This is a genomic window from Halogeometricum pallidum JCM 14848, assembly GCF_000337095.1.
GTDB classification, from domain to species: Archaea; Halobacteriota; Halobacteria; order Halobacteriales; family Haloferacaceae; genus Halogeometricum; species Halogeometricum pallidum.
Genome location: NZ_AOIV01000037.1, coordinates 134,856 through 161,724, shown reverse-complemented (window position 1 = coordinate 161,724; position 26,869 = coordinate 134,856). Strand labels below are relative to the sequence as shown.

The 26,869-nt window shown below is 67.2% G+C and carries 19 protein-coding genes and 1 pseudogene; 10 read left to right on the top strand and 10 right to left on the bottom strand.

Annotation, left to right across the window (positions count from 1 at the left end):
* A pseudogene (locus C474_RS22400) lies at positions 1 to 296 on the bottom strand (hypothetical protein); the annotation flags it as partial.
* Positions 297 to 479: 183 nt separating this feature from the next.
* On the opposite strand from C474_RS22400, the gene C474_RS15190 reads away from it, so the two are divergent.
* The 3 genes from C474_RS15190 (at position 480) to C474_RS15180 (ending at position 4,238) form a co-directional block, all read left to right on the top strand.
* Positions 480 to 1,676, top strand: coding sequence for an MFS transporter (locus C474_RS15190; RefSeq protein WP_008388356.1), 1,197 nt, complete (start codon positions 480 to 482; stop codon positions 1,674 to 1,676).
* Positions 1,677 to 1,963: 287 nt separating this feature from the next.
* Positions 1,964 to 3,259: a tyrosine-type recombinase/integrase gene (locus C474_RS15185; RefSeq protein ID WP_008388355.1), complete on the top strand. Its 1,296-nt coding sequence runs from the start codon at positions 1,964 to 1,966 to the stop codon at positions 3,257 to 3,259.
* Positions 3,260 to 3,371: 112 nt separating this feature from the next.
* Complete coding sequence (locus tag C474_RS15180) at positions 3,372 to 4,238, top strand: NAD(P)-dependent oxidoreductase (RefSeq protein ID WP_008388354.1); 867 nt, start codon at positions 3,372 to 3,374, stop codon at positions 4,236 to 4,238.
* A 63-nt stretch (positions 4,239 to 4,301) separates the two neighbouring features.
* Here the strand turns inward: C474_RS15180 and pdhA are convergent, their stop codons facing one another.
* Positions 4,302 to 5,417, bottom strand: coding sequence for a pyruvate dehydrogenase (acetyl-transferring) E1 component subunit alpha (pdhA, locus tag C474_RS15175; RefSeq protein ID WP_008388353.1), 1,116 nt, complete (start codon positions 5,415 to 5,417; stop codon positions 4,302 to 4,304).
* Positions 5,418 to 5,665: 248 nt separating this feature from the next.
* Between pdhA and C474_RS15170 the strand changes: the two genes are divergently transcribed.
* The 4 genes from C474_RS15170 (at position 5,666) to C474_RS15155 (ending at position 11,377) form a co-directional block, all read left to right on the top strand.
* The gene (locus tag C474_RS15170) at positions 5,666 to 7,390 is read left to right on the top strand and encodes an ATP-dependent DNA ligase (RefSeq protein ID WP_008388352.1); all 1,725 of its coding nucleotides are present in this window, start codon (positions 5,666 to 5,668) and stop codon (positions 7,388 to 7,390) included.
* Between the two features lie 103 nt (positions 7,391 to 7,493).
* Positions 7,494 to 8,486 carry an MBL fold metallo-hydrolase RNA specificity domain-containing protein gene (locus tag C474_RS15165; RefSeq protein ID WP_008388351.1) on the top strand — a complete coding sequence of 331 codons (993 nt, stop codon included), beginning with the start codon at positions 7,494 to 7,496 and terminating at the stop codon, positions 8,484 to 8,486.
* 89 nt (positions 8,487 to 8,575) lie between these two features.
* A complete protein-coding gene (locus C474_RS15160; protein ID WP_008388350.1) occupies positions 8,576 to 10,195 on the top strand; it encodes a choice-of-anchor I family protein in 1,620 nt (539 codons plus the stop codon).
* A 534-nt stretch (positions 10,196 to 10,729) separates the two neighbouring features.
* Positions 10,730 to 11,377 carry a bifunctional 4-hydroxy-2-oxoglutarate aldolase/2-dehydro-3-deoxy-phosphogluconate aldolase gene (locus C474_RS15155; protein WP_008388349.1) on the top strand — a complete coding sequence of 216 codons (648 nt, stop codon included), beginning with the start codon at positions 10,730 to 10,732 and terminating at the stop codon, positions 11,375 to 11,377.
* A gap of 27 nt (positions 11,378 to 11,404) precedes the next feature.
* On the opposite strand, the gene C474_RS15150 is transcribed toward C474_RS15155, so the two are convergent.
* From C474_RS15150 to C474_RS15115, 8 genes are all read right to left on the bottom strand, one after another.
* The gene (locus tag C474_RS15150) at positions 11,405 to 12,211 is read right to left on the bottom strand and encodes an SDR family NAD(P)-dependent oxidoreductase (RefSeq protein ID WP_008388348.1); all 807 of its coding nucleotides are present in this window, start codon (positions 12,209 to 12,211) and stop codon (positions 11,405 to 11,407) included.
* Entirely contained in the window at positions 12,205 to 13,353 is a 1,149-nt protein-coding gene (gene dgoD, locus C474_RS15145; protein WP_008388347.1) for a galactonate dehydratase, read from the bottom strand. Before dgoD ends, C474_RS15150 begins: the two co-directional genes overlap by 7 nt.
* Positions 13,354 to 13,492: 139 nt before the next feature.
* Positions 13,493 to 14,356, bottom strand: a complete 864-nt coding sequence (locus C474_RS15140; RefSeq protein ID WP_008388346.1) for an SMP-30/gluconolactonase/LRE family protein — start codon at positions 14,354 to 14,356, stop codon at positions 13,493 to 13,495.
* A 63-nt stretch (positions 14,357 to 14,419) separates the two neighbouring features.
* Positions 14,420 to 16,465 (bottom strand): beta-galactosidase, encoded by a 2,046-nt coding sequence (locus C474_RS15135; protein WP_008388345.1) that lies wholly within the window; start codon positions 16,463 to 16,465, stop codon positions 14,420 to 14,422.
* A 149-nt stretch (positions 16,466 to 16,614) separates the two neighbouring features.
* A complete protein-coding gene (locus C474_RS15130) occupies positions 16,615 to 17,748 on the bottom strand; it encodes an ABC transporter ATP-binding protein (protein WP_008388344.1) in 1,134 nt (377 codons plus the stop codon).
* Positions 17,749 to 17,758: 10 nt separating this feature from the next.
* Entirely contained in the window at positions 17,759 to 18,595 is an 837-nt protein-coding gene (locus C474_RS15125; RefSeq protein WP_008388342.1) for a carbohydrate ABC transporter permease, read from the bottom strand.
* Positions 18,595 to 19,776, bottom strand: a complete 1,182-nt coding sequence (locus tag C474_RS15120; RefSeq protein ID WP_008388340.1) for a carbohydrate ABC transporter permease — start codon at positions 19,774 to 19,776, stop codon at positions 18,595 to 18,597. The genes C474_RS15125 and C474_RS15120 overlap by 1 nt, the downstream gene beginning before the upstream one ends.
* Before the next feature lie 78 nt (positions 19,777 to 19,854).
* Positions 19,855 to 21,234 (bottom strand): ABC transporter substrate-binding protein, encoded by a 1,380-nt coding sequence (locus tag C474_RS15115; RefSeq protein ID WP_049917066.1) that lies wholly within the window; start codon positions 21,232 to 21,234, stop codon positions 19,855 to 19,857.
* Between the two features lie 228 nt (positions 21,235 to 21,462).
* On the opposite strand from C474_RS15115, the gene C474_RS15110 reads away from it, so the two are divergent.
* The 3 genes from C474_RS15110 to C474_RS15100 all read left to right on the top strand — a co-directional run bounded on the left by C474_RS15110 (position 21,463) and on the right by C474_RS15100 (position 26,808).
* A complete protein-coding gene (locus tag C474_RS15110; protein WP_049917065.1) occupies positions 21,463 to 24,630 on the top strand; it encodes a glycoside hydrolase family 2 TIM barrel-domain containing protein in 3,168 nt (1,055 codons plus the stop codon).
* Positions 24,631 to 24,778: 148 nt separating this feature from the next.
* A complete protein-coding gene (locus C474_RS15105) occupies positions 24,779 to 25,543 on the top strand; it encodes an IclR family transcriptional regulator (RefSeq protein WP_008388335.1) in 765 nt (254 codons plus the stop codon).
* A gap of 515 nt (positions 25,544 to 26,058) precedes the next feature.
* The gene (locus tag C474_RS15100) at positions 26,059 to 26,808 is read left to right on the top strand and encodes an IclR family transcriptional regulator (RefSeq protein ID WP_008388332.1); all 750 of its coding nucleotides are present in this window, start codon (positions 26,059 to 26,061) and stop codon (positions 26,806 to 26,808) included.
* Positions 26,809 to 26,869: the final 61 nt, after the last annotated feature.

Sequence of the window (26,869 nt, the reverse complement as noted above, 5' to 3'; positions counted from 1 at the left end):
GCCATCAGAGATGTGTATAAGAGACAGTCGGAGAGGGGACCGTCGGCGTCTTCCTCCGCCGTGAACGCCGTGATGTAGGCGTTGTGCGGGTCCTCCTCCTCGACCGGCGCGCGAACGTCGCGCACGGCTATCGACTCCGCGGCGTCCGCCGGCGCGAGTTCGTCGAGTGCGGCGTACCCGTCTATCTCGTCGTTCACGCCGCGGGCGAACCGCTCCGCGTCCTCGTCCGAGAGGTCGAACCCCATCGACTCGCCGGCCTCTGCGACCCACGCCGCAGAGACTGACGAGAGAGGCATCCCCACTACGGACTCCCCCGGTCGGTCGGTGTGTCATCGAATCTCATCGTGCGTCCGCGAGTCACGGGGGAAGCCCGCATAACCGTTCGGGTGCGCGACGTGTTCGGCGGTCGCTCCCGCGTCGGCGACTGCGAGCGGATTCCGAGACGGTAAAGCGCTCGCTCGAAAAAGGGTCAACAGTCAATGGATCGGTTGTACTGGCGAACGGTTTCGCTCGTCTCCCTGTGGCAGGTCGCGGCGAGCATCTGTTATTACACGGTGTTCGCGGCGACGCCGTTCTTTCGCGACGTGTTCGGCTTATCGCGGTTTACGCTCGGATTCGTCGTGACGGCGCTCACACTCGGCTACGCGGTCTGGTTGCTACCGCTCGGTGCGCTGGTCGATCGATTCGGCGAGCGACGCACGCTCATCATCGGTCTCGTCGGTCTCTCCGCCGGGGCCGCAGCGGTCGCGGGCGCTCCGACGTACGCCCTCCTCCTCGCGGCGGCCTTTTTCCTCGGTTCGGCGTACGCGACGGCGATTCCGGGGACGAACAAAGCGGTTTACGACAACATCGCCGCAGGCCGCCAGAATCTCGCAATCGGAATCAAACAGGTTGGCGTTACAGCCGGTAGCGGAATCAGTTCGTTGCTGGTAACCGGCCTCGCGGGCGTCCTCTTCTGGCAGGCCGGATTTCTCGTTGCGGCCGGTGTCGGTCTCATCGTCGCCGTCATCTTCGCACTCTCGTATCGCGGTGCAGATAGCGGCGGACCGGCGGAGTATCCGGATTTTCGAGCTCTCTCCCGCAACCGTCCGTACCGCGTGTTACTCGCGTCGGGGTTCTTCCTCGGCGCAGCATTGTTCACGACAACGGGGTACACGATTCTCTATCTTCACGAGGCGATCGGTACGTCGATCGCTTTCGGCGGTATCGTGCTCGCGCTCGTACAACTGTTCGGCAGCGCGGGCCGCCTCGTCGGAGGGTGGTTGAGCGACAATCTGCCCGGCGAACCCCAGCGCAGAATCGGTTCGATCCTGATCGTGCAAGCCGTCGCCGGTGCTGCGCTGTTCGTCGCCGTTGCCGCGACCGATAGCATCCGGAGTGCCGTCGTCGCGTTTTCCGCGCTCGGGTTCTTCGTCCTCGGAAATACCGGCGTCTACTACTCCTACATGGCAACGCTGGTCACGTCCGACGAGATGGGCGGTGCGACCGCCGGCGGTCAACTCGCGCTCGTGGCCGGTTCGGTCGTCGCCCCGCCCGCCTTCGGCTACCTCGCAGACACGGTCGGCTACCGGGGTTCGTGGTGGCTGCTCGCCCTGGGCACCGTCACAGCGTCCGGACTGCTCGCCTACGGTATCCGACTCGAACCGCCGGTCGACGAGCCAGCGATGCGGGAGTGACCCCGACAGAGGCCCGGAGGTGAATCGGGATACGGTTCCCTGGTTACGAAACGAATCGTACCACCCAGAATTTCATATAGCGTCATAGAGTATACTCGTTGTCGCCGGTACAGGAGTGCAAATATTGGTGTTCACACAGACTGTAAGGGTCTGTGTGTCCCCAAAACTTATCTTAATTCTTATCAAACAGCGCTACCGACCGAATATGCTCGACTCAGAACTGGTGAGGGGGACGGCGGGCGTCGTACGAACCGCTCGCGACGAGGAGCGAAAATCGGGAGGCTCTCGTGGCTGAGACGGACGGTTCGGCCGAACGCGCCGCGGACGTCTCCTGGACGCTCCTCGACGTCGAGGAGTTGACCGAGGCGTACTGGACCGTCGTCGCGCCCGCGTTCGAGGCGGACGGGGGGGACCCGCGCGCGGAGAAACCGACGCATCGGTGGCTTCGAGAGCACGGCTTTCGGCCGCTCCTGTACGCGCTCAGGGAGTACCACGACCGGACGTTCGAGCAGTTCTGGCGCGACGATCTGGGTCTCGAACCGCCGGCCCAGGGGCCCAAGTGGGCGACCGGAGACGAGCGAACCGTCGACGCGCTGGAGTCGTTTCTGACGTCGCGGCGGGACCGGAAAGGGCTCGCAGACTCCTCGATCGACACCCTCCGGTACCGGCTGAACCGCTACGTCCGGGCGTACGGGGACGCGAACGGGACGGACGACCTGCTCAGCCCGGTGGCCCGCGACGGCGACGCGCCGGCGCACGAGGCCGTGGACGCCTGCTGGGCCGCGTTCGACCGCCTACACGACGAACTCGACGGCGGTCGAACGAAGCGGCGCATCCACCTCGCCGTCGAGAACTGGTACGCGCACCTGGTCCGGCGGAAGTGGGCGGCCGTGAACCCGGCGGACGGCCTCGACGAGGAGTTCGACTGGTCGACCGACTCGGGGGGCGACGCCGACGGCGACACGCCGTGTCTGACGCCGTCGCACGTCCGCTCGCTGTATCGAACCGCGGCCGATTCCGAGGGGCGACTCCTCGTGCTGGCGCTGTGCGCGTGGGGGCTCCGGCCGAACGAAGTCGCCGGCCTGTCCGCCGAGCAGTTCGTCCTCGACGTCGACGACGGGGACGTGCCGTTCATCGACTTCCGGGAGCGAAAGAACGGTCCCGGGGAGGTGTCGCTGCTGTACGGTCGGGAGGAACTCGAATCGCACCTCGCCGCCCGCGAACGAGAGGACGACTGGAACGGCTACCTGTTCCCGTCGCCGCACGCCTCGCGCGAGCACGTCTCCCGGTGGACCGTCTGGAAGCGGTTCGAGCGACTGAGCGACCGGGCCGGCCTCCCCGACGCCGTCGACGGCGTCTCCACCTCTCCGAAGTTGGGGCGGCGCTTCTGGTACGACGCGTACTCCTCCTCGCTCGACGTCGTCCTCGGGAGTTTAGACGAGATAGCCGCCGAACAGGGGAGTTCGAGCGCTGAGGTCGTCCTCCACAGCTACCTCTCGGACGCGCGCGCGAGGCAACTCCGCCGGGCGCACATGCGAGACCGGCTGGCGGCGGCGTTCGAGGGGGAAGCGTCGGAACCGTAACCGTGACCGACGGCGGCACCCCGTGACGGACGACCCGAAACGCCAAAGCATGTCGCTTCCGCGTCGGGTCGCCTCCGAGGTTTATTGGAGATAGCCCCCGACGGCACGACGCATGGACCGAATCGGACTCGTCGGCGTCGGCTATATCGGCACGGAGTTCCTCGACCGACTGCTCCCCGACCGCGAGGTGACGGTGTACGATACCGACGACGGACGGGTCGAACGCGCGGTCGACCGCGGCGCGACGGCGGCCGACTCGCCGGCGGCGGTCGCCGAGGAAACGGACGCGGTGGTGATGGCGGTGCCCGGGACGCCGGAGGTGGAGGCGACGATGGAGGGCGAGAACGGACTCGCGGGGTCGCTCTCCCGGGACCAACTCCTCGTCGACGCCACGACCACGCACCCGGACACCTCGCTCGCCTGCGAGGAACTGTGCGCCGAGGCGGGGGCGAAATTCGTCGAAGCGCCCATCACCGGCGCAGCGCCGCGAGAGGGCTACCAGATGATGATCGGCGGTACCGGGGAGAATTACGCGGCGGCGACAGCGTTGCTCGACGTCCTCTCCGACGCGCACGTCAGAGTCGGCCCGGTCCCCGACGGGACGATACTTAAAATCGGCCTCCAGATGCGCTACGCCGGGCGGAGAGCGCTCGACGCGGAGATAGTCGAGTTCGCCCGCGACAACGGCGTCGACCCGACGCTGTTCGCCGAGTTCTTCGGCATGGACGTCCCCGAGAACTACTTCACCGGCGACTTCACAAGGGACGTCGAGGGCCTCGGCGGTCGGGCCATCTGGGACAAGGACATCGGCTACGCGCGGTCGGTCGCTCACGAGGAGGGGACGGCCCTGCCGATGAACGCCGTGGTCCACGAAGCCTTCCGCGCGACTCGCCGCCTCGCGGACGACGACGAGAAGGACGCCTCGGCGCTGATTCGGTACTGGATGGCGCTCAACGGCGCCGAGGACCGGTACGAGTAGCGCCGCCACCGCCCGCGGATGCGCCGCGCACTGGTGCGGGGGAACGCGACGGCGTTGCGACGGCTACTCCCGCAAGAACGACTCGTCCCCCCGTCGGTCGCGCAGGTCGCGGAAGCGTTGGCGCTGGTCGCGCACCGCCGGCGTCGACTCCGCGTAGGCGTGGTCGAACATCGCTTCGGGGTCGGCCTCGAACGACTCCATCCGGTCGACGGCGTCCGCCAGCGTCTCGGTTATCTCCGACTCCATCTCCGCTTTCCGCGCGTCGTCCAGGTTCCCCCGGTCGCGGAGGAACGTCTCGAAACGGTCCAAGGGGTCCTTCGTTCGCCACTCCTCGACCTCCTCGTCGTCGCGATAGACGGAGGGGTCGTCGGCCGTCGTGTGCGCGCCGAAGCGGTACTGCACCGCCTCGAGGAGCGTCGGACGGGGATGCTCGCCCGCGGCGTCGAGCGCTCGTTCGCGGGCGGCCCTCGTCACGACGTACGTCGCCAACGGGTCCATCCCGTCCACCCGTACCCCGTCGAAACCGTACGCGTCGGCCTTCTGCGCGAACGTCTCGCTCGCCGTCTGCCGCGCCCGCGGCGTCGAGATGGCCCACTGGTTGTTGTTGCAGACGAAGACGGCGGGCACGTCGTACACGCCGGCGAAGTTCATCGCCTCGTGGAAATCCCCCTCGCTGGTCGCCCCGTCGCCGAAGTGCGCGACCGCCACGCGCGACTCCTCCCGTAGCTTCATCGCCATCGCCGCGCCGACGACGTGCGGGAGGTGGTCCGCGATGGCGATGTTCAGCGGGAAGATTTCGCGGTCCGCCAGCGCTTCGTTCCCCGCCTCGTGGCCCGCCCAGTAGAGGAGATACTCCCACGGGAACCCGCGGCCGACGACGGCGCCGTGCTCGCGGTACTGGTAGGAGACGAGGTCCTCGGGGGCGAGCGCGTACGTCGAGCCCATCTGCGAGCCCTCCTGCCCGGCGAGCGACGAGTACGTCCCGATGCGACCCTGCCGCTGGAGGCTTATCATCCGCTCGTCGAACCGCCGACAGAACAGCATGTCGCGGTACATCGAGACGAACGTCCCTTCGCTCAGGTCCGGCAGGAGATCCGGCGCGACGACGGTCCCGTCGGCGTCCAGCACTCGCACCGTGTCGTCCGGTTCGCGCGACAGCACGTCGTCCCTCGATACCATAGTATTCGGTCCATCACGGACGACGGATAAGAAACGTCGGGTCGGCGAACGCCGCGGTCCGAGGCGGGCGGCGTCGAGTGCCGTTCGCGTCCCACCCCCCCTCGTTTCCGACGTTCTTCGATGTCCGGTCTCGGTGGCGTGAACACCACCAGCGTCCTCCGGATTCCAGTGGTGCGGACGGCGGGAATTGCGGTGTTTCGACCGTCGGCCGCGAGAGCCTTTTGCCGCTCCCGCCCCTAGCATCGCCGATGGAGTATTCCGCCCTCGTCGACGTGTACGACCGTCTCGCGGCGACGGCCTCGAACAACGAGAAATGCGATATCGTCGCCGAGTCGTTCGCCGGCGCCGGCGACCTCCTGCCGCGACTCGCCGTCCTCGTGCGGGGGCGACTGTTCCCCGCGTACGACCGCGGCGAACTCGGCGTCTCCTCCAGTCTCACCTTGGAGGCAATCCTCGCGGCGACGGGCGCCGCCGAGAGCGAGGTGCGCGAGCGGTGGCGGGAGACCGGCGACCTCGGCGACGCGGCGGCGTGGGCGGTCGACAACGGCGGCCAGCAGACGCTGTTCTCCCGCGAGTTGACCGTCGAACGCGTCCACGACGACCTGCGCGGACTGGCCGACTTCGAGGGGGAGGGGAGCCAGGGGCGGCGCGTCGACGCCCTCGCCGGACTGGTCTCCGACGCGACGGCCGACGAGGCGCGCTACGTCGTTCGGACCGCCCTCGGACACCTGCGCGTCGGCGTCGGCGAAGGGACCATCAGAGACGCCGTCGCCGTCGCCTTCCTCGGCGACGAGGAGGGGTCGACCGAGGCGGTCGAACGCGCCTACCAGGTGACGAACGACTTCGGCGTCGTCGCGGAGACGGCGCGCGACGGCGGCGTCGACGCCCTCCGCGAACTCGACGTGGAACTGTTCAGACCGATTCAGTTGATGCTCGCCGAGAAGGCCGAGACGCTGGGCGAGGGCCTCGCCGACGCGGCGGCAGACGGCGGGGAGGCGGTCCGGTGTGAGTACAAGTACGACGGAATTCGAGTGCAGATACACGTCGACGGAGACGAGGTGCGACTGTTCACGAGGCGCCTCGAAGAGGTGACGCCGCAGTTCCCGGACGTCGTCCGCGCGGTTCGCGAGGGCGTCGCGGCCGAGCGAGCCATCTTCGACGGCGAACTCGTCGGGTACGCACCCGAAACTGTCGCCGAAGAGCGTCGCTCGCCGGTCGTCTTCCAGACGCTCTCCCGGCGGGTCAAACGCGAGTCCGACATCGAGGAGATCGTCAGAGAGATTCCCGTCGTCGTCCACCTGTTCGACTGCCTCTACGACGGCGAGACGGCGCTGGACCGCCCGGCGTCCGAACGGCTGGACCGCCTCGAAGCCGCGTTCTCGCCGGTCGCGCCGGACGCCGAGGCCGGCGTCGCCGGCCTCGAACGGGCGACTTCGGCGTCGGCGTCGCCCGACGATCCCGACCCGGCGGCGGCGCTCTACGAGGAGGCGCTGGAACGCGGTCACGAAGGGCTGATGATGAAGAACGCGGCCGCGGCGTACCAACCGGGTCGGCGCGTCGGGCGCATGCTGAAACTCAAGCCGACGATGGAACCGCTCGACCTGGTGGTGACCCGCGCGAAGTACAGCGAGGGCCGGCGGAGCGAGTGGCTGGGTCGGCTCTACCTCGCCTGCTACGACCCGGAGACGGACGAACTGCGGGAGGTCGGCCGGCTCTCCACCGGCTACACCGACGAGGAACTCGCGGCCCTCACCGAGGAACTGGAGGCGCGGGTCGTCAACCGGGACGGCCGCCTCGTCGAACTGGAACCCGAAGTGGTGTTAGCGGTTGAGTACGAGGAGATACAGTCCTCGACGGAGTACGAGTCGGGGTACGCGCTCCGCTTCCCGCGCTTTCTGAACGTCCGCGCGGACCTGGGACGAACGGACGCCGACACGTTCGACCGGGTCGAATCGCTGTACGACTCGCAGTAAACGCGACGATCTGCCGGCCGTCGCCGGATTCCGTGGTTCCATTCGGTGGTCCGGACCCGCGTCGCCCGGAACCCCCTTGCCTCTGCGAGCGCTACGGACCGACGTGACGGTCCAGTACCGCGACGGCATCGAGATAACGCTCTCCGATGGAACCCGCGTCGTCTGCGACGCGGACGACCCGCCGGGTTCGTCCGCCGACGGACCCGCCGGCGACGTGACCGTCGTCTCCCACGCGCACGGCGACCACTTCCCCGAGGGCGAGGCCACGGCGGTGTGTTCGCCCCTGACCGCCGACCTGGCGTCGGCGCGTCGCGAGATACCCCTGCACGCGACGACGGACGACCGAATCGAGTTGCTCCCGGCGGGCCACGTCGCCGGGTCGACGGCCGCCCTCGTGACCGACCCGGACGGCACGCGCTACCTCTACACGGGCGACGTCTGCACCCGGTCGCGATTCTACCTCGACGGCTTCGAACCGCCGGACGCGGACGTGCTGATAACCGAGACGACGTACGGCGAACCGGAGTACGTCTTCCCCGACCACGAGACGGTCGCCGCCGATATCGTCTCGTGGCTTCGGGAGACGGACGAACCCGTCATCCTGTTCGGCTACGCCCTCGGCCGGGCGCAGAAGCTCCAGTTGCTCGCCGAGGAGGCGGGCCGCGAGCGACTGTTCACCACGGACGCCGTCTTCCGAGTGAACGACGTGGTGGCGTCGCACCTCGACGTGTCGTTCGGCGCCGACCGGTACGAGGCCGAGACGGAACTGGGGCCGGGAGACGCCCTCGTCCTCCCGATGACGACGGCGCGAATCGACTGGATCCGGAACCTCGCCGAGGAGACGGGCGCCCTCAAGGCCGGCTTCTCGGGGTGGGCCGTCGACGACGCGTTCGAGTTCCGCGGCGAGTTCGACGAGACGTTTCCGCTGTCGGACCACTGCGACTTCGCCGAACTCCGTGACCTCGTCGACGCAGTCGACCCCGACCGGGTGTACACCCAGCACGGGTCGACGGACGCCTTCGCGGAGACGTTGACGCGGCGCGGCTACGAGGCGACGGCGCTGAAGCGGAATCAGACCGCCCTCGGCGATTTCTGAGAGGGTCGTCGAGCGTCGGTCCCGTCGAGGCCGAGCCGGTCCGCTTGCCAGAGGGACTATGCGGGTCCGGAACGACCTTCTAACGACCGATGACAGAACCTCACCCCGCCGGTATCGGTGCCCACGGGGGCATCTCGCTCGAACGGATCGGCCGCTTCGAGTCCGGACAGTTCGCCGAGGACGCGGCCGAGATAATCGCCCACAGCGAGCGCGTCGACGCCCTCTTCGTCGTCAACGCCGACATCGGCGGCGTCGACGTGCTCGACGTGTCCGACCCGAGCGACCCCGAACGCCTCGACCGACTCGTTCTCGGGGACGTCTGGGACGGGACCGGTGAGGTGACGAACGTGGCGCTTCGGGACGACGTATCGGTCGGCGGCGACCGCACCTCCGTGCTAGCCGTCGCCGCCGTCGCCGAGGAACCGGGGGACTCCGGGCGGGTCGTCTTCTACGACGCCGTCGAACGGACGCACGTGGCGAACGTCGAAGTCGGCGTGGCCCCGGACAAGGTCGGATTCACGCCCGACGGGACGCGCGTGCTCACGGCCGACTCCGGCGAACCGAGCGACGACTACTCCGTCGACCCGCCGGGGACGGTGAGCGTGATAGACGTGCGCGACGGCCTCGACGCGGCTTCCGTGGCGCGGGCCGATTTCACCGGCTACGACGGCCGGGAGGACGAACTTCGGGAGCGAGGCGTGCGAATCTTCGGACCGAACCCGAAGGCGTCGACCGACCTCGAACCCGAGTACCTCACCGTCTCGGAGGACTCCGAGACGGCGTACGTCGTCCTGCAGGTGAACAACGCCCTCGCCGTCGTCGATATCGAGTCGGCGTCCGTCGAGGAGATTCACCCGTTCGGCTACAAGGACCACCACGCGACCGGGAACGAACTCGACGCCAGCGACGTCGACCGCCTCTGCATCCGCAACTGGCCGGTGTACGGGATGTACCAACCCGACGCCATCGACCGCTACGAGGCCGCGGGGGAGACGTACCTCGTCACCGCGAACGAGGGCGCGATGCGCGATACCGAGGGGTTCAGCGAGGTGACGACCGTCTCCGAGTTGGACCTCGACCCGGAGGCGTTCGACCTCGGGGACGTCTCGAGCGTCGAGAGCGTCGAGGAGTTGCAGGAGGCCGAACACCTCGGCAACCTCCTGACGACGACCGAGTACGGCGACGTCGACGGCGACGGCCTGCACGAGGAACTGTACGCCTTCGGCGGGCGGTCGTTCGCCATCTGGACGACGGAGGGCGAACTCGTCTACGATAGCGGCGCCGACTTCGAGTTGCTCGTGGCGATGCACCACCCCGAACATTTCAACGCGGACGGTCTTCGGAACGCGCCGTTCGCGCAGAGCACGACAAAAGGTCCCGAACCGGAGGGCATCACCGTCGGCGAGGTGGACGGTCGGACGTACGCGTTCGTCGGCCTGGAACGGATCGGAAGCGTCGTCGTCTACGACGTGAGCGACCCGCACAACCCCTCGTTCGTCCAGTATCTCAACAACCGCGATTTCGACGTCGACCCGATGTCGGACGTCGAGGAGGGCGACGCGGACGCGGGCGACGCCGGCGACCTCGGACCGGAGGGCGTGACGTTCGTCTCGCGCGCCGAGGGCCCCGTCGACACCCCCCTCGTCGCCGTCGGCAACGAACTCAGCGGGACGACGACGATGTACCGGGTGCGACGACCGACCGAGTAGTCCGAGACGACGAGTCCGGCAGGTCTCCGAGAGAGCGTAAGAAACGCTCTCTCGGCGCAGTATCCCGGAATGACGAGTTATTCAAAACTGGCAAAGAAAGCAAATACGGGTTTACCATCAAAATTTCTTTGGCAGCTTTGGTAGTTTTGCCTTCCAGCGACCCTCAGACTGGGGAAAACCAGTTGGGTCCGATAACTTACATTCAAGAGAAGGACGTGACGAGGCCCTCAATCCGCTCGCGTTCGAGTCCGCGGCGGGGTCGAAATCGAAGGGGACACTTTATCGGGACGAGTATCCGTCTACTGAGGCCCGGTACCTCGATCGAACACCGATCGGTTGGCGTATCGGGACGGCGGGGTGGACCGCTTCAGTCACCGCGTCGGTGAGTGTCACTCGGAATAACCATCAGAAGTGAGTGTACAAAAATCGGCGGTGCGCGGGCGAGGGACCGAGAGGGAACGTCGATCATCGCGCCGCGGAACCGCCCGCCGTGCGAACCCTCGCGTTTAAGCGACCGCCCGACGAGTGGCGAATATGAGCGACACGACGGCGAGTCGCATCCGGGAGACGGGTATCGTCGCTATCGTCCGCGGGACCGACGCCGACACCGCCATCGAGACGGTCGACGCGATTCGGCGCGGCGGCGTTCCGACGGTCGAGATTACGGCCAACACCGAGGGCGTCCTCGACATGATTCGGGACGTCTCCTCGTCGTTCGCGGCGGACGAGGTGACCGTCGGCGCGGGGACGGTGCTCGACGCCGAGACGGCGCGCGCGACGACGCTCGCCGGCGCGGAGTTCCTCGTCACGCCGTCGTTCGACGACGGCGTGGTCCGCACCGCGAACCGCTACGGGAAGCCCTCGCTGGTCGGCGTCGCGACGCCCACCGAGGCCGTCCGCGCGTTCGAGGCGGGCGCAGACATGGTGAAGGTGTTCCCGGCGGGGACGCTGGGGCCGGGGTTCGTCTCCGCACTGGGCGGACCGCTGGGTCACATTCCGACCGTGCCGACGGGCGGCGTGAACCTCGACAACGTCCGCGACTTCTTCGAGGCGGGCGCGGCGGCCGTCGGCGTCGGCAGTTCCATCGTCGACAACGACGCCGTCGCTCGCGGCGACTTCGACGTCATCGAGGAGAACGCCCGGGACTTCGTCGCCGCCGTCGAGGACGCCCGCGCCGAGTGAGCGACGGCGGAAAGCGGACGCCGTTCGCTATTCTCTGCGCGCGCGGTAGTCGGGGAGCGTGTCGTCCTGCATGACCGCGGCGCGTCCACCGTCCGCGAGGAGGTGCGCGCCCGTGACGAACGCCGCGTCGTCGCTGGCGAGAAAGGAGACGACGCCCGCGATGTCCTCCGGCGTGCCGAGGCGACCGACCGGGTGTATCGCCTCCAGTTCGCGGCGTCGCTCGTCGGACATCCCTTCGGTCGTGCGGTCGATGTCGACCCACCCCGGATTGACCGTGTTGACGCGGACGTCCGGCCCGAAGTCCAGCGCCATCGCGCGCGTCATCCCGTTGATGCCCGCCTTTACGGCGTTGTAGGGGAATTTCCCCGGCATCGTGAGGAACGCGTGGTTCGAGGAGACGTTGACGACCGACCCCCGGTCCATCTCGGCGACTGCGCGCTTCGCGCAGAGCCAGTACGAACGGAAGTCGGTCTCCAAGACGAACTCCCAGTCGTCCATCGACGCCTCGCCGGCGCCGGTGTCCGTCTCGACGCCCGCGTTGTTCACGAGGACGTCGAGGCCGCCGAACGCCCCGACGGTCGCATCGACGAGTGCGGCGATGTCGTCGGGGTCGCGCACGTCCGCCTCGACGAACGCCGCCTCGCCGCCGTTCTCGCGGATTCGCTCGGCGACGGCCTCCCCCGCCTCGGCGGTTCGGCCGGTGACGACGACGTCCGCCCCCTCTGCGGCGAGTCGTTCCGCGATGCCCGCGCCGATGCCTCGCGTCGACCCGGTGACGAGTGCGATATCGCCCTCGAATCGACCGGGGACGGGCGTCGAGTCGCCGCCTACCATTCCGCGACGCTCCCGTCGGGGTGGCGCCACACGGGGTTGTGCCAGTCGTCGTGACCGGCGCGCTCTTCGACCATCGAGACGTCGATGTCGACGCCGAGGCCCGGCCCGTCCGGGATGTCGACGAAGCCCTCGTCGTACTCGAAGACGCTCGGGTCCGCGAGGTAGTCGAGCACGTCGCTCGTCTCGTTGTAGTGGATGTCGAGGCTCTGCTCTTGGATGAGAGCGTTCGGGGCGCAGGCGTCCACCTGCAGGCACGCCGCCAGCGCGATGGGGCCGAGCGGACAGTGCGGCGCCAGCGCCACGTCGTACGCCTCGGCCATCGCGGCTATCTTGTTCACCTCGGTGATGCCGCCCGCGTGGCTCACGTCGGGTTGGATGATGTCGACGACGCCCTGTTCGAACACCTCCTTGAAGTCCCACCGGGAGAACATCCGTTCGCCCGTGGCGATGGGCGTCGAGGTGTGGGCGGCGATTTCGGGCAGCGCGTCGTTGTGCTCCGGTAGCACCGGTTCCTCCAAGAAGAAGGGGTCGTGGTCGGAGAGCGCCTCCGCGAGGCGCTTGGCCATCGGCTTCGTCACGCGGCCGTGGAAGTCGACGCCGATGTCCACCTCGTCGCCCACCGCCTCGCGGACGGCGCCGAGTCGGTCGACGGCGCGCGAGACGGCCTTCGGCGAGTCGATGCGCCGGAGTTCGGACGTGGCGTTCATCTTCAACGCGGTGAAGCCGGCATCGACTTTCTCTCGGGCGGCGTCGGCGACGCCGTCGGGTCGGTCGCCGCCGATCCACTGGTAGACGCGGATTCTGTCTCGGGCCTTCCCGCCGAGCAACTCGTGGACGGGCGCGTCGTGGTGTTTTCCCTTGATGTCCCAGAGCGCCTGGTCGACGCCCGCGATGGCGCTCATGAGGACGGGGCCGCCGCGGTAGAAGCCGCCGCGGTACATCGTCTGCCAGTGGTCCTCGATGCGGAGCGGGTCGCTCCCGAGGAGGTAGGTGTCCATCAACTCTTCGACGGCGGTTCTGACGGTTCGCGCGCGGCCCTCGACGACGGGTTCTCCCCACCCGACGAGACCGGTGTCGGTCTCGACGCGGAGAAACAGCCATCGGGGCGGTACGGCGTAGAGGTCGTAATCGACTATCTTCATGGTGTATCGGTGATCGGTGTCTGCGTCGGTCGTCCGCGGTTCGATTCGGCGTCTCGGCGAGCGTTCGCGTGTGTGTTCATAGCGTGCGGTGGCTTATTTTCTCGCACGGTCGTCCGGTGGTCGCTCTCTTCTCGCCCCCTCAGTCGAGTCCGACGCGGGAGCGGAACGCGGGCGTCCCCGACGCGTCGGGGTCGTACCGGAACAGCGACCCGGCCAGTTCCCCCTCGTCGGGGCGGCCGTCGCCGCCGGCCGTCGTGACGTAGAGGTCGTCCAGCGACCGACCGCCGAACGCCGCGCTCGACACCTTGCGGGCCGGGAACTCGATTCGCTCCCGTTCCTCGCCCGCGGGCGAGTACCGGACGAGGACGCCGCCGTTCCATCGGGCCGACCAAACGTCGCCCGCCGCGTCGACGGTCAGTCCGTCGGGAACGCCCGCCTCGCCGCCCGTGTCGACGAACACCGAGCGGTTCGACAGGCCGCCCGTCTCGACGTCGTAGTCGAACGCGTATATCGTCTCCTCCTCGGAGACCGTGAAGTAGAACGTCTCCCAGTCGGGCGAAAATCCCATCCCGTTCGGGATGTCCGCCTCGTCGACGACGCGGGTGAACCCCGCGTCGCGGTCCAGACGGTAGAGCGCCCCGAGGCGGTCCTCGGTGGGCATCGTCCCGCAGAAGACGCGGCCCTCGGGGTCGGCGATGACGTCGTTGAAGCGCGTGTCGGCCGCCTCGCCGAGGGTGGCGACCCGCGTCGCCGTCTCGCTCTCCGCCTCCCAGCGGTCGACGGCGCCGCCCGCGCCGAACAGCAGCAGCGATCCGTCGGCCTGCACGGTCACGCCGCCGACCGGGTTCCCCTCGCGGACGAGTCCGTGCTCGTCGGTCTCGGGGTCGTACCGGTACAGCAGTCCGTTCGGGATGTCGACCCAGTACAGCGCTTCCTCGTCGACGTGCCAGACCGGACCCTCGCCCGTCTCGCACGGGTAGTCGGCCACGAGTTCGAGTGCCATGGGTCTCCCTCTCGGGCGAGCGACTACTGTCTTTTGGGTTCGAGCGGAACGCCCCCACGCGAGTCACGGTCGCTCCTCCGCCGAGAGGTCGGACGGGGCCGCGTCCGTGACCGCGACGTCGTACGGAGCAACCGTCGGACCGCCGACGACCCACTCGGCGTCCCCGGGCGCGTCGACGGCGAACGGGTCCGCGCCGAAGTTCGCCACCCACGTCAGTCCGCCGCGGTTCGCGATGCGGACCTGCGGCGGGAGGGGGTCCGTCGTCGGGACGCCCGCGCGGTCCAACAGGTCGCCGACGACGGCGCCCGCGAGGTCAGCGTCCGGCCACGTCCCGACGTACGTCGCGGACCCGTCGCCGACGGCGTTCCGAACGACGGCCGGTGTCCCGTCCGCCCGTCCGCCCTCGTAGCGCCCCTCGACCGACGCGCCCCCGTCGGCGGGTGCGAGCCACTCGTTCCAGACGCGGGCCTCGTAGCGGTCGCCCCCGCAGACGACGTCGCTCGCGAGCGATTCGGGGACGCTCTCGTGTTGGTCGACGTCGGCGCCGACGAGTCCGCGGAGCGGACCGGGACGCGGCGCGCCGTGGAGCGTATCGTACGGGTCTTTCACGCCCGAGCGCATCGTCACGAGGAGTTCGCCGCCGTCGGCGACGTACTCCTCCAGTCGCGCCGCGAGTTCGTCGTCCGCGAGGTACAGCGTCGGCGCGACGACGGCGTCGTAGGCCGTCAGGTCGGCGGACGACGGAACGACGTCGACGCCGACGGACCGGGCCCGGAGCGCCGCGTAGTACGTCTCCGCGTGGTCCCAGTAGTCGAACTCCGGCGTCATCGGCTCTATCTCCAACGCCCAGAGGTTGTCGTAGTCGTGGAGGAGCGCCACGTCGCCGGTCGGTGCCGACGCCCCCTCTCCGACCTCGTCGCCCTCGTCCGATTCCGCGGCCTCGCGGAGCGTTTCGAGGTCAGAGGCGGCGTTCGCGGCGTCGCGGTACCCGGCGTCGGGCGTCCCGTCCGCCGCGAGCAGTCCGCTGTGGTACTGCTCCTGTCCCGTTCGGCACCGCCGCCACCGGAAGTACGAGACGACGCCCGCGCCGTGGGCCGTCGCGTAGTGCGCCCACAGGCGCATCGCCCCCTCGGCGGGTTGCGGGGAGTACGGTGGCCAGTTGATGTCGCCCGGTTGCTGTTCCATCACCCAGTGAGCGCCGTCGGCCGCGCACCGGTACAGGTCGTGGTCGAGGCCGAGGTTGTCCGGGTCGCCCGCGCGGAACTGTTCTTCCGTGACGGGGCCGCGCCGTTCCTGCACGTGTCCGGTCGGGTAGGAGTCCCACGAGGCGAAATCGAGGTCCTCGGCCACGTCGTAGGCGTTCAGCCCGTCGTGCGACATGAAGTTGTGCGTGACGAACCAGTCGTCGTTCGCCTCGCGGAGCGTCTCGGTCTGCAGGCGGTTGTACGCGACGACGCCGTCGCTGCTGAAGCGCCGGTAATCGAGCAGGCGCGAAGGATGGTGGTCGGCCGCGGCGTGCCGCGGCGGGTCCACCTGCGAGAGGTCGTTCAGGTCCTGACTCCAGAAGGCGTTGCCCCACCGCTCGTTGAGCGTCTCCGCGTCGCCGTACTTCTCGCGGAGCCACGTCCGGAACGCGCTGGCGCAGTCGTCGCAGTAGCAGCGGAGCGTGCCGTGACAGCCGTACTCGTTGTCGGTCTGCCATCCCGCCACCGCCGGGTGGTCGGCGTAGCGCTCTGCGAGCGTCCCGACGATGCGGCGGGTCTCCCGCCGGAAGACCTCCGAGTTGTAACAGTAGTGCCGACGGCCGCCGTAGTGGCGCGTCGTCCCGTCGGCCTCCTCCTGCAGTATCTCCGGATGCTCGTCGACTAACCACTTCGGCGGCGCGGCCGTCGGCGTACAGAGGACCGCCTTCATGCCGTAGTCGTCCACGAGTTCGACGGCGCGGTCCAGCCACCCGAACTCGTACTCGCCGGGTTCGGGTTCCAGTTTCGACCACGCGAACTCGCCCATCCGGACGTACCGCAGGCCGGCCTCGGCCATCCGTTCGACGTCGGTCTCCATTCGGTCCGCCGGCCAGTGCTCCGGGAAGTAGCAGACTCCGATTCGCATACGTGTCGATTCACATCGACCGTGATAAAATCGCCTGCATCCGGCACGAAACGCCCGTTTTTCGGGGGCTGGCGGCCCGTCGGCTCTCGGCCGCGCGGCGGTCGTAGCGGGCGGGGCGGGCGTCGCGGAGGAGTCCGCGGCGGCGCGGGTCAGACGCTGTTGTGGACGTACTGCTCGTAGCCGACGTCCGTCTCGCCCGTCTTCGTCTTGACGGACTCCTGCGTGTCGACGTCGAACAGGTAGAGGTCCTCCTCGTCGAAGTCGAACCGGACGCGCGACCCCTCGGGCGGGCGCATCTTGCTCGGGACGCGGGCGGTGAGGTCCACTTCGCCCATCCGCGCGTAGAGGAAGTTCTCGTTGCCCATGTGCTCGACGACGGTGACTTCGCTCGGCATGCTCCCGGCGCCGTCCTCGACGAGGTGCATGTCCTCCGGGCGGACGCCGACGCGGACTCGACTCCGTCCGTCGACCCACGACACGTCGTCGAGCACGTACTCGAAATTACCGGGGCCGACGAGCGTGTCGCCGTCGACTTCGGCGGTCACCAGGTTGATGCTCGGAGAACCGATGAACCCCGCGACGAACTCGTTGGTCGGCGAACGGTACACCTCGTTCGCGTCGCCGACCTGCTGGAGTCGTCCCTCGTTGAGGATAGCGATACGGTCGCCCATCGCCATCGCCTCGACCTGGTCGTGCGTGACGTAGGCGGTGGTGACGTCGAGTTCCTGCTGAAGCTCCTGTAGTTCCGTCCGCATCACCGAGCGGAGCTTCGCGTCCAGATTGGAGAGCGGTTCGTCCATCAGGAACACCTCCGGGTCGCGGATGATAGCGCGGCCGAGGGCGACGCGCTGTTGCTGCCCGCCCGAGAGTTCCTTCGGCTTGTCGTCAAGTAGGCTCTCGATGCCGAGTAGGGTCGCGATCTCCTCGACGCGTTCGTCTATCTCGTCGCTGGACTGTTTCGTCGACAGTCGGAGCGGGAAGCCGATGTTCTTTCGGACGGTCATGTGCGGATACAGCGCGTAGTTTTGGAACACCATCGCGACGTTCCGTTCCCGCGCGCGTTGGTCGGTGACGTCGACGCCGTCGAACTCGATGCTCCCGCTGGAGACGTCTTCGAGGCCCGCGACGCACCGCAGCGTCGTCGTCTTGCCGCAGCCGGAGGGGCCGACGAACACCATGAACTCACCGTCCTCGATGGTGAGATCCAGGTCCTCGACCGCGACTATCTGTTCGCCCTCGTCGCCGAACTCCTTGCGAAGTTTCGTGATATCGATTGTTGCCATTGTTGTAACCTTACTGTTTGACCGAGCCGGAGAGGATGCCTTTGATGAAGTACTGCTGGAGGAAGATGAACATCAGGAAGATGGGGATTATCGCCAGCGAGGTGGCGACCATCACCTGATCGAAGTTCACCCGCTGTTGCCCGACGAGTTGGGCGAGCGCGATGGGGATGGTGAACATCTTCTCCTCCTGGAGGACGATGAGCGGGTAGAGGAACGCCTGCCACTGGTTCAAGAAGAGAATGATGGCGAGCGCCGACAGCGACGGGATCATCGTCGGGAGCGCTATCTTGTAGTACAGTTGGAACTCCGTCGCGCCGTCCATCCGCGCCGACTCCAACAGCGCGTCGGGTATCGCTTTCATGTTCTGCCGCATCAGGAAGATACCCAGCGGGTTCGCCGCCCACGGCAGGATGACCGCGAGGTAGGAGTTGGTCCAGCCGATCTGGGTGATGAGCAGGAACAGCGGGATGATGAGCAGTTGGATGGGGAGCACGAGCGTCGCCAGAATGGCGTAGAACAGCGGCTCCTTGAATCTGAACTCGTACTTGGCGAACGCGAATCCCGCCATCGAGCAGAGCACGAGCGACAGCGCCGTGTACGAAACGGCGATGATGAGGCTGTTGCCGATGCTCCGGATGAAGTCGACGCTCTCCTGCAGCGCTTGGAAGTTCTGCAGGTAGTGCAGGCCCGGAAGGAGCCGCGGCGGCCACGAGAAGAACTCCGACTGCGGAATCGTCGCGGCGACCAACATCCAGTAGATGGGGATGAGCACCAGCGCCGTGATGGTGAGCAGGAAGATGTAACTCCCGAACTTCCACAGCGCATCGTTCCGCGTCTCTCGGCGCATTACTCAGCCCCTCCGTACCGAATCTGTATGATCGACATGATGCTCACGAGTATCACGAGCGCCACCGAGACGGCGCTGGCGTACCCGAGGTTGAGTTGCAGGAACGCCTGGTTGTAGATGTACTGAACGATGGTTATCGTGGCGTTCGACGGACCGCCACCGGTGATGACGTACGGTTCGGCGAATATCTGGAACGTCCCGATGGTCGAGGAGACGACGACGAACAGCAGCACAGGCCGGAGTTGCGGCAGCGTGACGAACCGGAACTTCTGCCAGCGCGAGGCGCCGTCGACCTCCGCGGCCTCGTATAACTGCTCGGGAACCGTCTGGAGGCCCGCGAGCAGGATGATCATGTTGTACCCGAGCCAGCGCCACGTCACCGCGATGACGAGGGTGATTCGCGCCCACCACGCGTCGCTGAGCCACGGCACCCTTCCGAGACCGATGGTCTCCAAGGCGTAGTTGATGACGCCCACGTCGCCGTTGAACAGCAGCAGGAATATCGTGGAGTAGGCGACCAGCCCCGTGGCGACGGGGAGGGCGATGAGCGTCCGGAAGACGCTCTTCGCGCGGATGAACTTCGCGTCGAGCACCAAGGCGGTGGCGAGACCGAGAACCACCATCAGCGGCACCTGCACGAGGAAGATGAACGAGGTGTTGAACAGCGCCTGGTGGAACAGCGAGTCCTGGAACAGGAGCCGCGTGTAGTGGTCGAGTCCGACGAACTGCAGGTTCGCTATCTGCGGGATCGTCAGTTGGAAGACGACGAAGTCGACGGTCAGCAGAACCTCGTTCGAGGCCCCGAGGTAGTTGAAGAACGAGAGATACAGCGTGTACACCGTCGGGAACAGGAGGAAGACGGCGAACAGGACGAAGAACGGCGAGATGTACAGGTAGGGGAGCGCCGGAATCTTCGGGACGGTCCCGGAGACGTCCTGCCGGCGGTAACGAACCTGGTCCGCGATCGCGCGGTACGCCGGCGAGGTGCGGACGCGCGACTGAATCGTGTTCAGGATCACCGCTCGCTCGCCCTCCCCTCTCGGCGTCGAACCGGCGTCGGTGGTCGTCCGCGCGATACCCGGCTTCCGCCGCTCCGGCGGCCGGTCGCATCGGACGGGGAACCGACCGAGCGACGAGGCCTCTCGGAACCGCGATCCGCCACCCGAGTGAGTTGGTGCCACATACTCGTACTCTCGTTTGCGTGTATCATACCGTATTATTTTATAAAGATTACGTCGCCGCCTCGAGGGAGACGGGGGTTACGCCACTTCGCGGTCGGTCCGGTCGGCGACGGTCTGTGCGGCCGCCTGCGCGGCTTTCTCGGGCGACTTCTTCCCGTCGAGCATCCGCCCGATCTCGGTGTTCATCGCGTCCTGAACCTCCGGCGTGTCCGTCGTGTAGCGGTAGGGGGTGATGTCCTCTGCGACCTCCGCGAACAGTCGGAAGATGGGCTGCCCGCCGTAGAAGTCGAGTTCCTGGTCGTAGATGTCCGCGTCGTACGCCGTGGTCAGCGACGGGAAGAGACCGAACTCCTCGAGCATGGTGTTCTGCACCTCCGGCGTCGTCATGGCGTACTCGATGTAGTCCCACGCGCGGTTGACGGTCGCCTGGTCGTCGATCTGCGAGGGAATCGCCATGTTCGAACCGCCCCGGTTCGAGGCGCGGTTGCCGCCCTTCTCGAAGGCCGGCAGCTTGTAGACGCCCCAGTTACCCGCCGTGTCGGGGAGTTCCGCGCGGAGTGTCCCGTCCATCCACGCCGCCGTGGCCACCGACGCGAGCGTCCCCTCCGAGAACGAGGTGAACCAGCCGCCGGACCACGTCTCGATGCGACGGGTGATACCGGCGTCCTTCATGTCTTTGATGAGTTGCAGGGCGCGGACGCTCTCCTCGCTGTTGATGCTCACGGCGCCGTCCTCGGTGAACGGTTGGCCGCCGAGTTGCCGGAACAGCATCCGCCACAGTTGCGGGGAGTCCTGCGCGGGGATGTTTATCATCGCCACGTCGTCCGGGAGCTGTTTGCCGGCCTCGATGAAGTCGTCCCACGTCTCCAGAGAGTTGGGGTCGATACCGGCCTCCTCGTACCGGTCGCGCTTGTAGAAGACGCCCGTCGGTCCGATGTCCCACGGCAGCGCGTAATCCTTCCCGTCGACGCTGACCGTCTGCCACTTCCCCTCGACGATGTCCTCGCGGACGCCCGCCTCGTCGATTCGGCTGGTGAGGTCCATCAGCCCGTTCTTGCTCCCGAACGCCGTCACGTCGTAGTTCTGGACGACCGAGAAGTCGGGCGCGCCGCTGCCGCTCGTGATGGCCGTCTGGAACCGCTGTTCCCACGTGTTCCCGCCCATCTCTTTGACGGAGACGTCGCTGCCCTTCTCCTGGTTGTACGTTTCCGCGGCGCCTTGAAGGGCGCGAGCGGCGATGTTCCAACCCCACCCTTGAGCCGAGCCCGCCATCTCGGATCCGGAATCGCCCCCGGTTCCCGTGCCGCTCCCCCCGTCGCCGCTTTCGCCGTCGCCACCGCTCTCACCGCCGGTACTACCACCGGTGCTGATGCATCCCGCCAGACCGCCTGCCCCGACGACGCCGAGCGCCGTGAGGAATCGACGGCGGCGTACGCTGGGGTCCGAAGAATCTTTCATGTTTAACTCATCGAGAAATGGGAGACGGTGTATATTAAAGTTTCGGGGATCGAGCGACAAGTTCACAAGACTCATTTTTCGTTCGTGACTGGCTTCGTTTGGGCTGCGTTCACACATCCACCGTTCGTCCCCGCCGTTTCGCCGGGACCACTCCGCCATCGTCTATCGAAATAGTTCGTGAGGGTCACCGAAAGAATCTTCTCGGCCGGTTCTGTTGTGACCGACACGATGTCCGAAGACTGGCGAGAGCTAGGCGTAACCGGCCGAAATCGACTCGCCCCGCACGCCGACCTGCTTCCGTACGACGACGCCGAGAGCGCGGCCGATGGGTCCCGAGGTCGGTCCCCGTGGGTCGCCTCGCTGAACGGACGGTGGTCGTTCGAACTGTCGGAGACGCCCGCCGACGCGCCGTCGGGCTTTCAGGACCCGTCGTTCGATGCGAGCGGGTGGGACGGTATCGACGTGCCGTCGAACTGGCAGACTGAGGGGTACGGGCGACCCCACTACACGAACGTCGTCTACCCGTTCCCGCTGGACCCGCCGAACGTCCCGACGGAGAACCCGACCGCGTCCTACCGGCGGACGTTCGAGGTTCCCGAGTCGTGGGACGGCCGGCGACTCCGCCTCCACTTCGAGGGAGTCGACTCCGCGTTCCACCTCTGGGTGAACGGCGAGGAGGTGGGATACAGCGAGGGCGCTCGCCTACCCGCGGAGTTCGACGTGAGCGACGAACTGACCCCCGGCGAGAACACCCTCGCCGTCCGAGTGTACAAGTGGTCGAACGGAAGCTACCTCGAAGACCAGGACATGTGGTGGCTGAGCGGCATCTTCCGGGAAGTGTACGCCTACGCGCTTCCCGCCGTCCACGCCGCGGACGTGGACGTGCGGACGGAACTCGACGACGAGTACGAGGACGCGCGCCTCACCGCCGCCGTCGACGTCCGCAACGCCGGCGAGTCGCCCGCTACCGCCGACGTGAGCGCGGAACTGGTCGACCCGGACGGCGAATCCGTCCTCGAACTGGCCGACTCGGTCGAGGTCGGTGCGGACGAGTCGGCGACCGTCGACCTCGAAGCGGACGTGTCGGACCCCGCGAAGTGGACCGCCGAGACGCCGAACTGCTACCGCCTCGTTCTCTCGGTCGGGGCGGACGGCGAGTCGGCCGTCGCCGCGCAGACGGTCGGATTCCGCGAGGTGGAGATTGCGGACGGACGACTGCTGGTGAACGGCGAGGCGGTGACGATTCGTGGGGTCAACCGCCACGACTTCCACCCCGACCGGGGCCGCGCGGTGCCGGTCGAGACGATGCGCGAGGACGTCGAGATGATGAAGCGGCACAACCTCAACGCCGTCCGCACGGCGCACTACCCCAACGACAGCCGGTTTTACGACCTCTGCGACGAGTACGGCCTGTACGTCCTGGACGAGACGGATATCGAGTGTCACGGGATGGAGTTCGCCGAGTCGTCCTACCACATCAGCGACGACCCCGAGTGGGAGGACGCCTACGTCGAGCGGATGGTGCGGATGCTCGAACGCGACAAGAACCACCCGAGCGTCGTCATCTGGTCGCTGGGCAACGAGTCCGGGTTCGGCGAGCACCACCGAACCATGGCCGAAATCACCCGCGAACGCGACCCGACGCGACCGATTCACTACGAGGAGGACTTCGAGCAGGAGGTCGTCGACACGGTCGGTCCGATGTACCCGACGCTCGACGAACTGGCGGCGTGGGCCGAGGAGGAAGACCCGGAACACCCGGTCATCCCCTGCGAGTACGCCCACGCGATGGGCAACGGTCCGGGAAGCCTGCGCGACTACTGGGACCTCTTCTACGAACACGACCGCCTGCAGGGCGGATTCGTCTGGGACTGGATCGACCAGGGGCTACGACGAGTCGACGAGAACGGGGAGGAGTGGTTCGCCTACGGCGGCGACTTCGGCGACGAACCGAACGACGCGAACTTCAACATCAACGGTCTGGTGTTCCCCGACAGGGAGCCCTCTCCCGGACTGGTCGAGTACAAGAAGGTCGTCGAACCGGCCGTCTTCGGGGAGTACGACGCCGACCGAGGGGAGGTGACCGTCGAGAACCGCTACGACTTCCGGTCGCTGGACCACCTCGACGCGGGGTGGCGCCTCGCCGCCGACGGTGCCGTCGTCGACAGCGGGTCGCTCGAACTCCCCTCCGTCGAACCGGGCGACAGCGCGTCGGTCCGGGTCCCCGTCGACGTCGATTCGAGCGACGCCGACGGCGAACTCGTCCTCACGCTAGTCGCTTCCCTCGCCGCGGAGACGCTGTGGGCCGAACGCGGCCACGTGGTCTCGACGGGCGAGTTCGAACTAAGCGGGGGGGGCTCGTCGGACGGACGAGACGCCGCCCCGTCGCTGCCCGTTCCCGAGGCGGCGTCGCCGCTGACGTGTGAGGAGACCGAGGAGGGACTCGTCGTCTCGAACGCGCGGTTCGAACTCGTCTTCGACGAGACGCACGGCGTCGTCGACTCGTTCGTTTACCGCGGCCGCGAACTCCTCGAAGACGGTCCGCGCGTCGGGATGTGGCGCGCGCCGACCGACAACGACCGCGGCCTCCCCCTCTCCCGGACGTTCCTCACGACGATGGTGAGGCGTCACGAGGCGGGGGCAACGCTCGACGCGAACGACGTCCGGACCGTCGGCTTCGCGCAACTGTGGCGCGAACACGGCCTCGACAGCCTCCGGTTCCGAACCGACGGCGTCGAGTACGAGGCGAGCGACGACCGCGTGACCGTCTCCGTCGAGGGCCGACTCGCGCCGCCGATATTCGAGCACGGCTTCGGTGTCGACCAGGAGTACGCGATAGAGAGCAACGGCACGGTCACCGTCGAGACGCGCCTCGACCCCGAGGGCGACCTCTCTTCGCTCCCGTCGCTTCCGCGCCTCGGGGTGGATCTGACGCTCGGCGACGAGTTCGACCGCGCGGCGTGGTACGGTCGCGGTCCGGGGGAGTCCTACGCCGACAGCAAGGAAGCCGCGCTTCTCGGCCGGTACGCGGCGTCCGTCGACGACCTCCACACCCCGTACGTCGCTCCGCAGGAGAACGGCAACCGAACCGACACCCGTTGGGTCACGTTCGCCGACGACGGCGGCGTCGGTCTCCAAGTCGCCGGCGGCGAGTCGTTCGATTTCTCCGCGCACCGCTACGACACCGCGGATCTCGAGGCGGCCACCCACCGGAACGAACTCCCTCGTCGAGACGCCGTCCACGTGACGCTCAACGCCGCCCACTGCGGTCTCGGGTCCGGCAGTTGCGGTCCGGCGACGCTCGAACGCTACCGCGTCGAACCGGAACCGGCGGCGTTCACGTTCGCGTTCCGACCGTTCTCCACCGACGGCGCGTCGATCCGGAGGCGGTACTGACCCGAACTCCCGAAGCCGACCGTTAACTATCGGAGAACGAAGACGGTCGGCCGCGATTCTATCTTCTCGCCCGAGAGTTTCCGGTGGGTTGCTGTCGGTCACCGTCGGCGAACGACTTTTGACCACCCCCTTCGTCGGGTGAGATGCCGTGGCACGAACCGAGATCAAATCGACAACGACCTGTTTCGCCATCATCGAGGCCGTTCGGAGGAACGGAGACGCCGGTATCAGCGAACTGGCCCGTGACGTAGGCATCTCGAAGAGCGGCGTCTACAAACACGTTCAGACGCTCTCCCGACTCGGCTATCTCGTCCGTCGAGGGGACCGATACCATCTGAGCCTCCGCTTTCTGACGCTCGGGACGCGGGCGCGCGAACGTCTCCCGTACGACATCGTCGAACCGGTCGTCGCTCGACTGGCGGAGACGACGGGACACGCCGCTTACTTCTCCGTCCGGGAGAACGACCGGGCCGTCTACGCCTGTCGGGCCGACCCATCCGAGTCGGCCCCCGCGAAGCGGACCGAAGGGGAGATCGTCCCCCTACACGCGACGTCGGACGGGAAGGCCATACTCGCTAATCTCGACGGGGCGACGCGCGAAGAGATACTCGACCGGACGGGACTACCGGCGTGCACCGACAAGACCATCACCGACCGGTCGGCGCTCGACCGAGAACTGCAATCGATACGTGACAAGCGCGCATCCTTCGACCGCGAGGAGTACGTTCGCGGGTGCCAGTCCGTGGCATCTCCCGTTCTGCGCGACGACGGGACGCCCGTCGGAGCGGTGAGCGTGACGGGCACCGTCCAGCGCATGTCCGGGAAACGGTTAGAAGAAGACGTCGTAGGACTGACCATCTCCGCGGCGAAGCGCATCGAGAAGGAGACGCGACGGTCCCCGACCGTTTCCTAATGGGAAACGACCGGTGGCCGCCTCTCCGTTCGGCGTTCCGGCATCTATAGCGAACGTTTAGGAAGTTCAGCGCTTTACCGTGGTCCTCGTGGGCGGAGCAATCGCTCAGCATCCCGCGCCGCGTTCACCGATGGTTAACGATGAGTACGGCCACCTATCTCGATCAGCGCGTGTCCGAAACTCCGCTTCAAACTCGATGAAACCACAGCGAAACTCGGAAACGAAGATGTACGTTACAAATCTATCTCTGTAATGTTTCGTGGCCGATATCCGTACCGTACCCGAGTAGCGGCGCCGGAGAGAGAAAGACTCGTCACATCGGTGTGAAGAGAGTTCCTCAAGGGGCGAACTCGGCGTACAGAGGCGTTGCGCGTCCGCGGACGCCCCCTCAGCCGAAAGCTATAACATCGATTGGGCGTGATTCGAGGTATGTTCACTCATAGAGAACGGCAGCCGAAACGACCTGATGGGACCACCGAAACCGCCAAAAACGATGGCAGCGGGGAGGCGAGTCTGTGAACGACGAGTACCCGGTGAAGGCGACGCACACGAGCGTTCGGGTGCTGCGGGCGGTGATGGGAGCGCGCGGCGTCGGCGTCTCCGAACTCGCGCGCCGGTTGGACCTCTCGAAGAGCGCCGTCCACAAGCACCTGCAGACGCTCACCGCGCTCGGACTTCTCGCGCGGGAAGGAGACGACTACTACCTCGGGTTGGGGCTCTTGAAGTTCGCAGTCGCGGCGCGCGAGCGCTTCCGCGTCTACGAGGTGGCGCTGCCGGCCGTCGAGCAACTCGCGGACGTGTCGGGGTGCGTAGCGTCGCTCCTCGTCTACGAGTCGGGTCGCGGCGTCGTCGTCGCGCAGACTCGTGGAGACGACGCGCTTACCCCGCCGCTGAGCGAGGGCGACGCCGTTCCGTTGCACGCGAACGCGGCCGGCAAGACGATACTCGCCTACCGTCCCGCCGAGGAGGTCGACCGAGTGGTCGCCGCCGGCCTCGAAGCCGTCACCGAGAACACCATCACCGACGGCGAACGCCTGCGCCGAGAACTCGGGTCGATTCGAGACCGACGGGTGGCGTTCGACCGCGAGGAGAGCGCGACGGGGTGGCGGAGCGTCGCTTCACCGGTCACCGACAGTCGACAGCGCGCCGTCGCCGCCGTGAGCGTCTCCGGCCCGACCGACCGGATGTCCGGGAAGACGCTCGAAGAGGACATCACCGGCCTCGTCGTCAGCACCGCGAAATCGGTCGAAAACGACCTCCTGTGACCTTTTCAAATATCTTTTTCGATTTCAGACACTCGTACCTCATGGACAGACTTATTTGCAC

Coding starts and splice junctions, on each gene's coding strand:
- C474_RS15190 (WP_008388356.1), top strand. CDS start 480: ATGGATCGGTTGTACTGGCGAACGGTTTCGCTCGTCTCCCTGTGGCAG.
- C474_RS15180 (WP_008388354.1), top strand. CDS start 3,372: ATGGACCGAATCGGACTCGTCGGCGTCGGCTATATCGGCACGGAGTTC.
- pdhA (WP_008388353.1), bottom strand. CDS start 5,417: ATGGTATCGAGGGACGACGTGCTGTCGCGCGAACCGGACGACACGGTG.
- C474_RS15170 (WP_008388352.1), top strand. CDS start 5,666: ATGGAGTATTCCGCCCTCGTCGACGTGTACGACCGTCTCGCGGCGACG.
- C474_RS15160 (WP_008388350.1), top strand. CDS start 8,576: ATGACAGAACCTCACCCCGCCGGTATCGGTGCCCACGGGGGCATCTCG.
- C474_RS15155 (WP_008388349.1), top strand. CDS start 10,730: ATGAGCGACACGACGGCGAGTCGCATCCGGGAGACGGGTATCGTCGCT.
- C474_RS15150 (WP_008388348.1), bottom strand. CDS start 12,211: ATGGTAGGCGGCGACTCGACGCCCGTCCCCGGTCGATTCGAGGGCGAT.
- dgoD (WP_008388347.1), bottom strand. CDS start 13,353: ATGAAGATAGTCGATTACGACCTCTACGCCGTACCGCCCCGATGGCTG.
- C474_RS15140 (WP_008388346.1), bottom strand. CDS start 14,356: ATGGCACTCGAACTCGTGGCCGACTACCCGTGCGAGACGGGCGAGGGT.
- C474_RS15135 (WP_008388345.1), bottom strand. CDS start 16,465: ATGCGAATCGGAGTCTGCTACTTCCCGGAGCACTGGCCGGCGGACCGA.
- C474_RS15130 (WP_008388344.1), bottom strand. CDS start 17,748: ATGGCAACAATCGATATCACGAAACTTCGCAAGGAGTTCGGCGACGAG.
- C474_RS15125 (WP_008388342.1), bottom strand. CDS start 18,595: ATGCGCCGAGAGACGCGGAACGATGCGCTGTGGAAGTTCGGGAGTTAC.
- C474_RS15115 (WP_049917066.1), bottom strand. CDS start 21,234: ATGAAAGATTCTTCGGACCCCAGCGTACGCCGCCGTCGATTCCTCACG.
- C474_RS15110 (WP_049917065.1), top strand. CDS start 21,463: ATGTCCGAAGACTGGCGAGAGCTAGGCGTAACCGGCCGAAATCGACTC.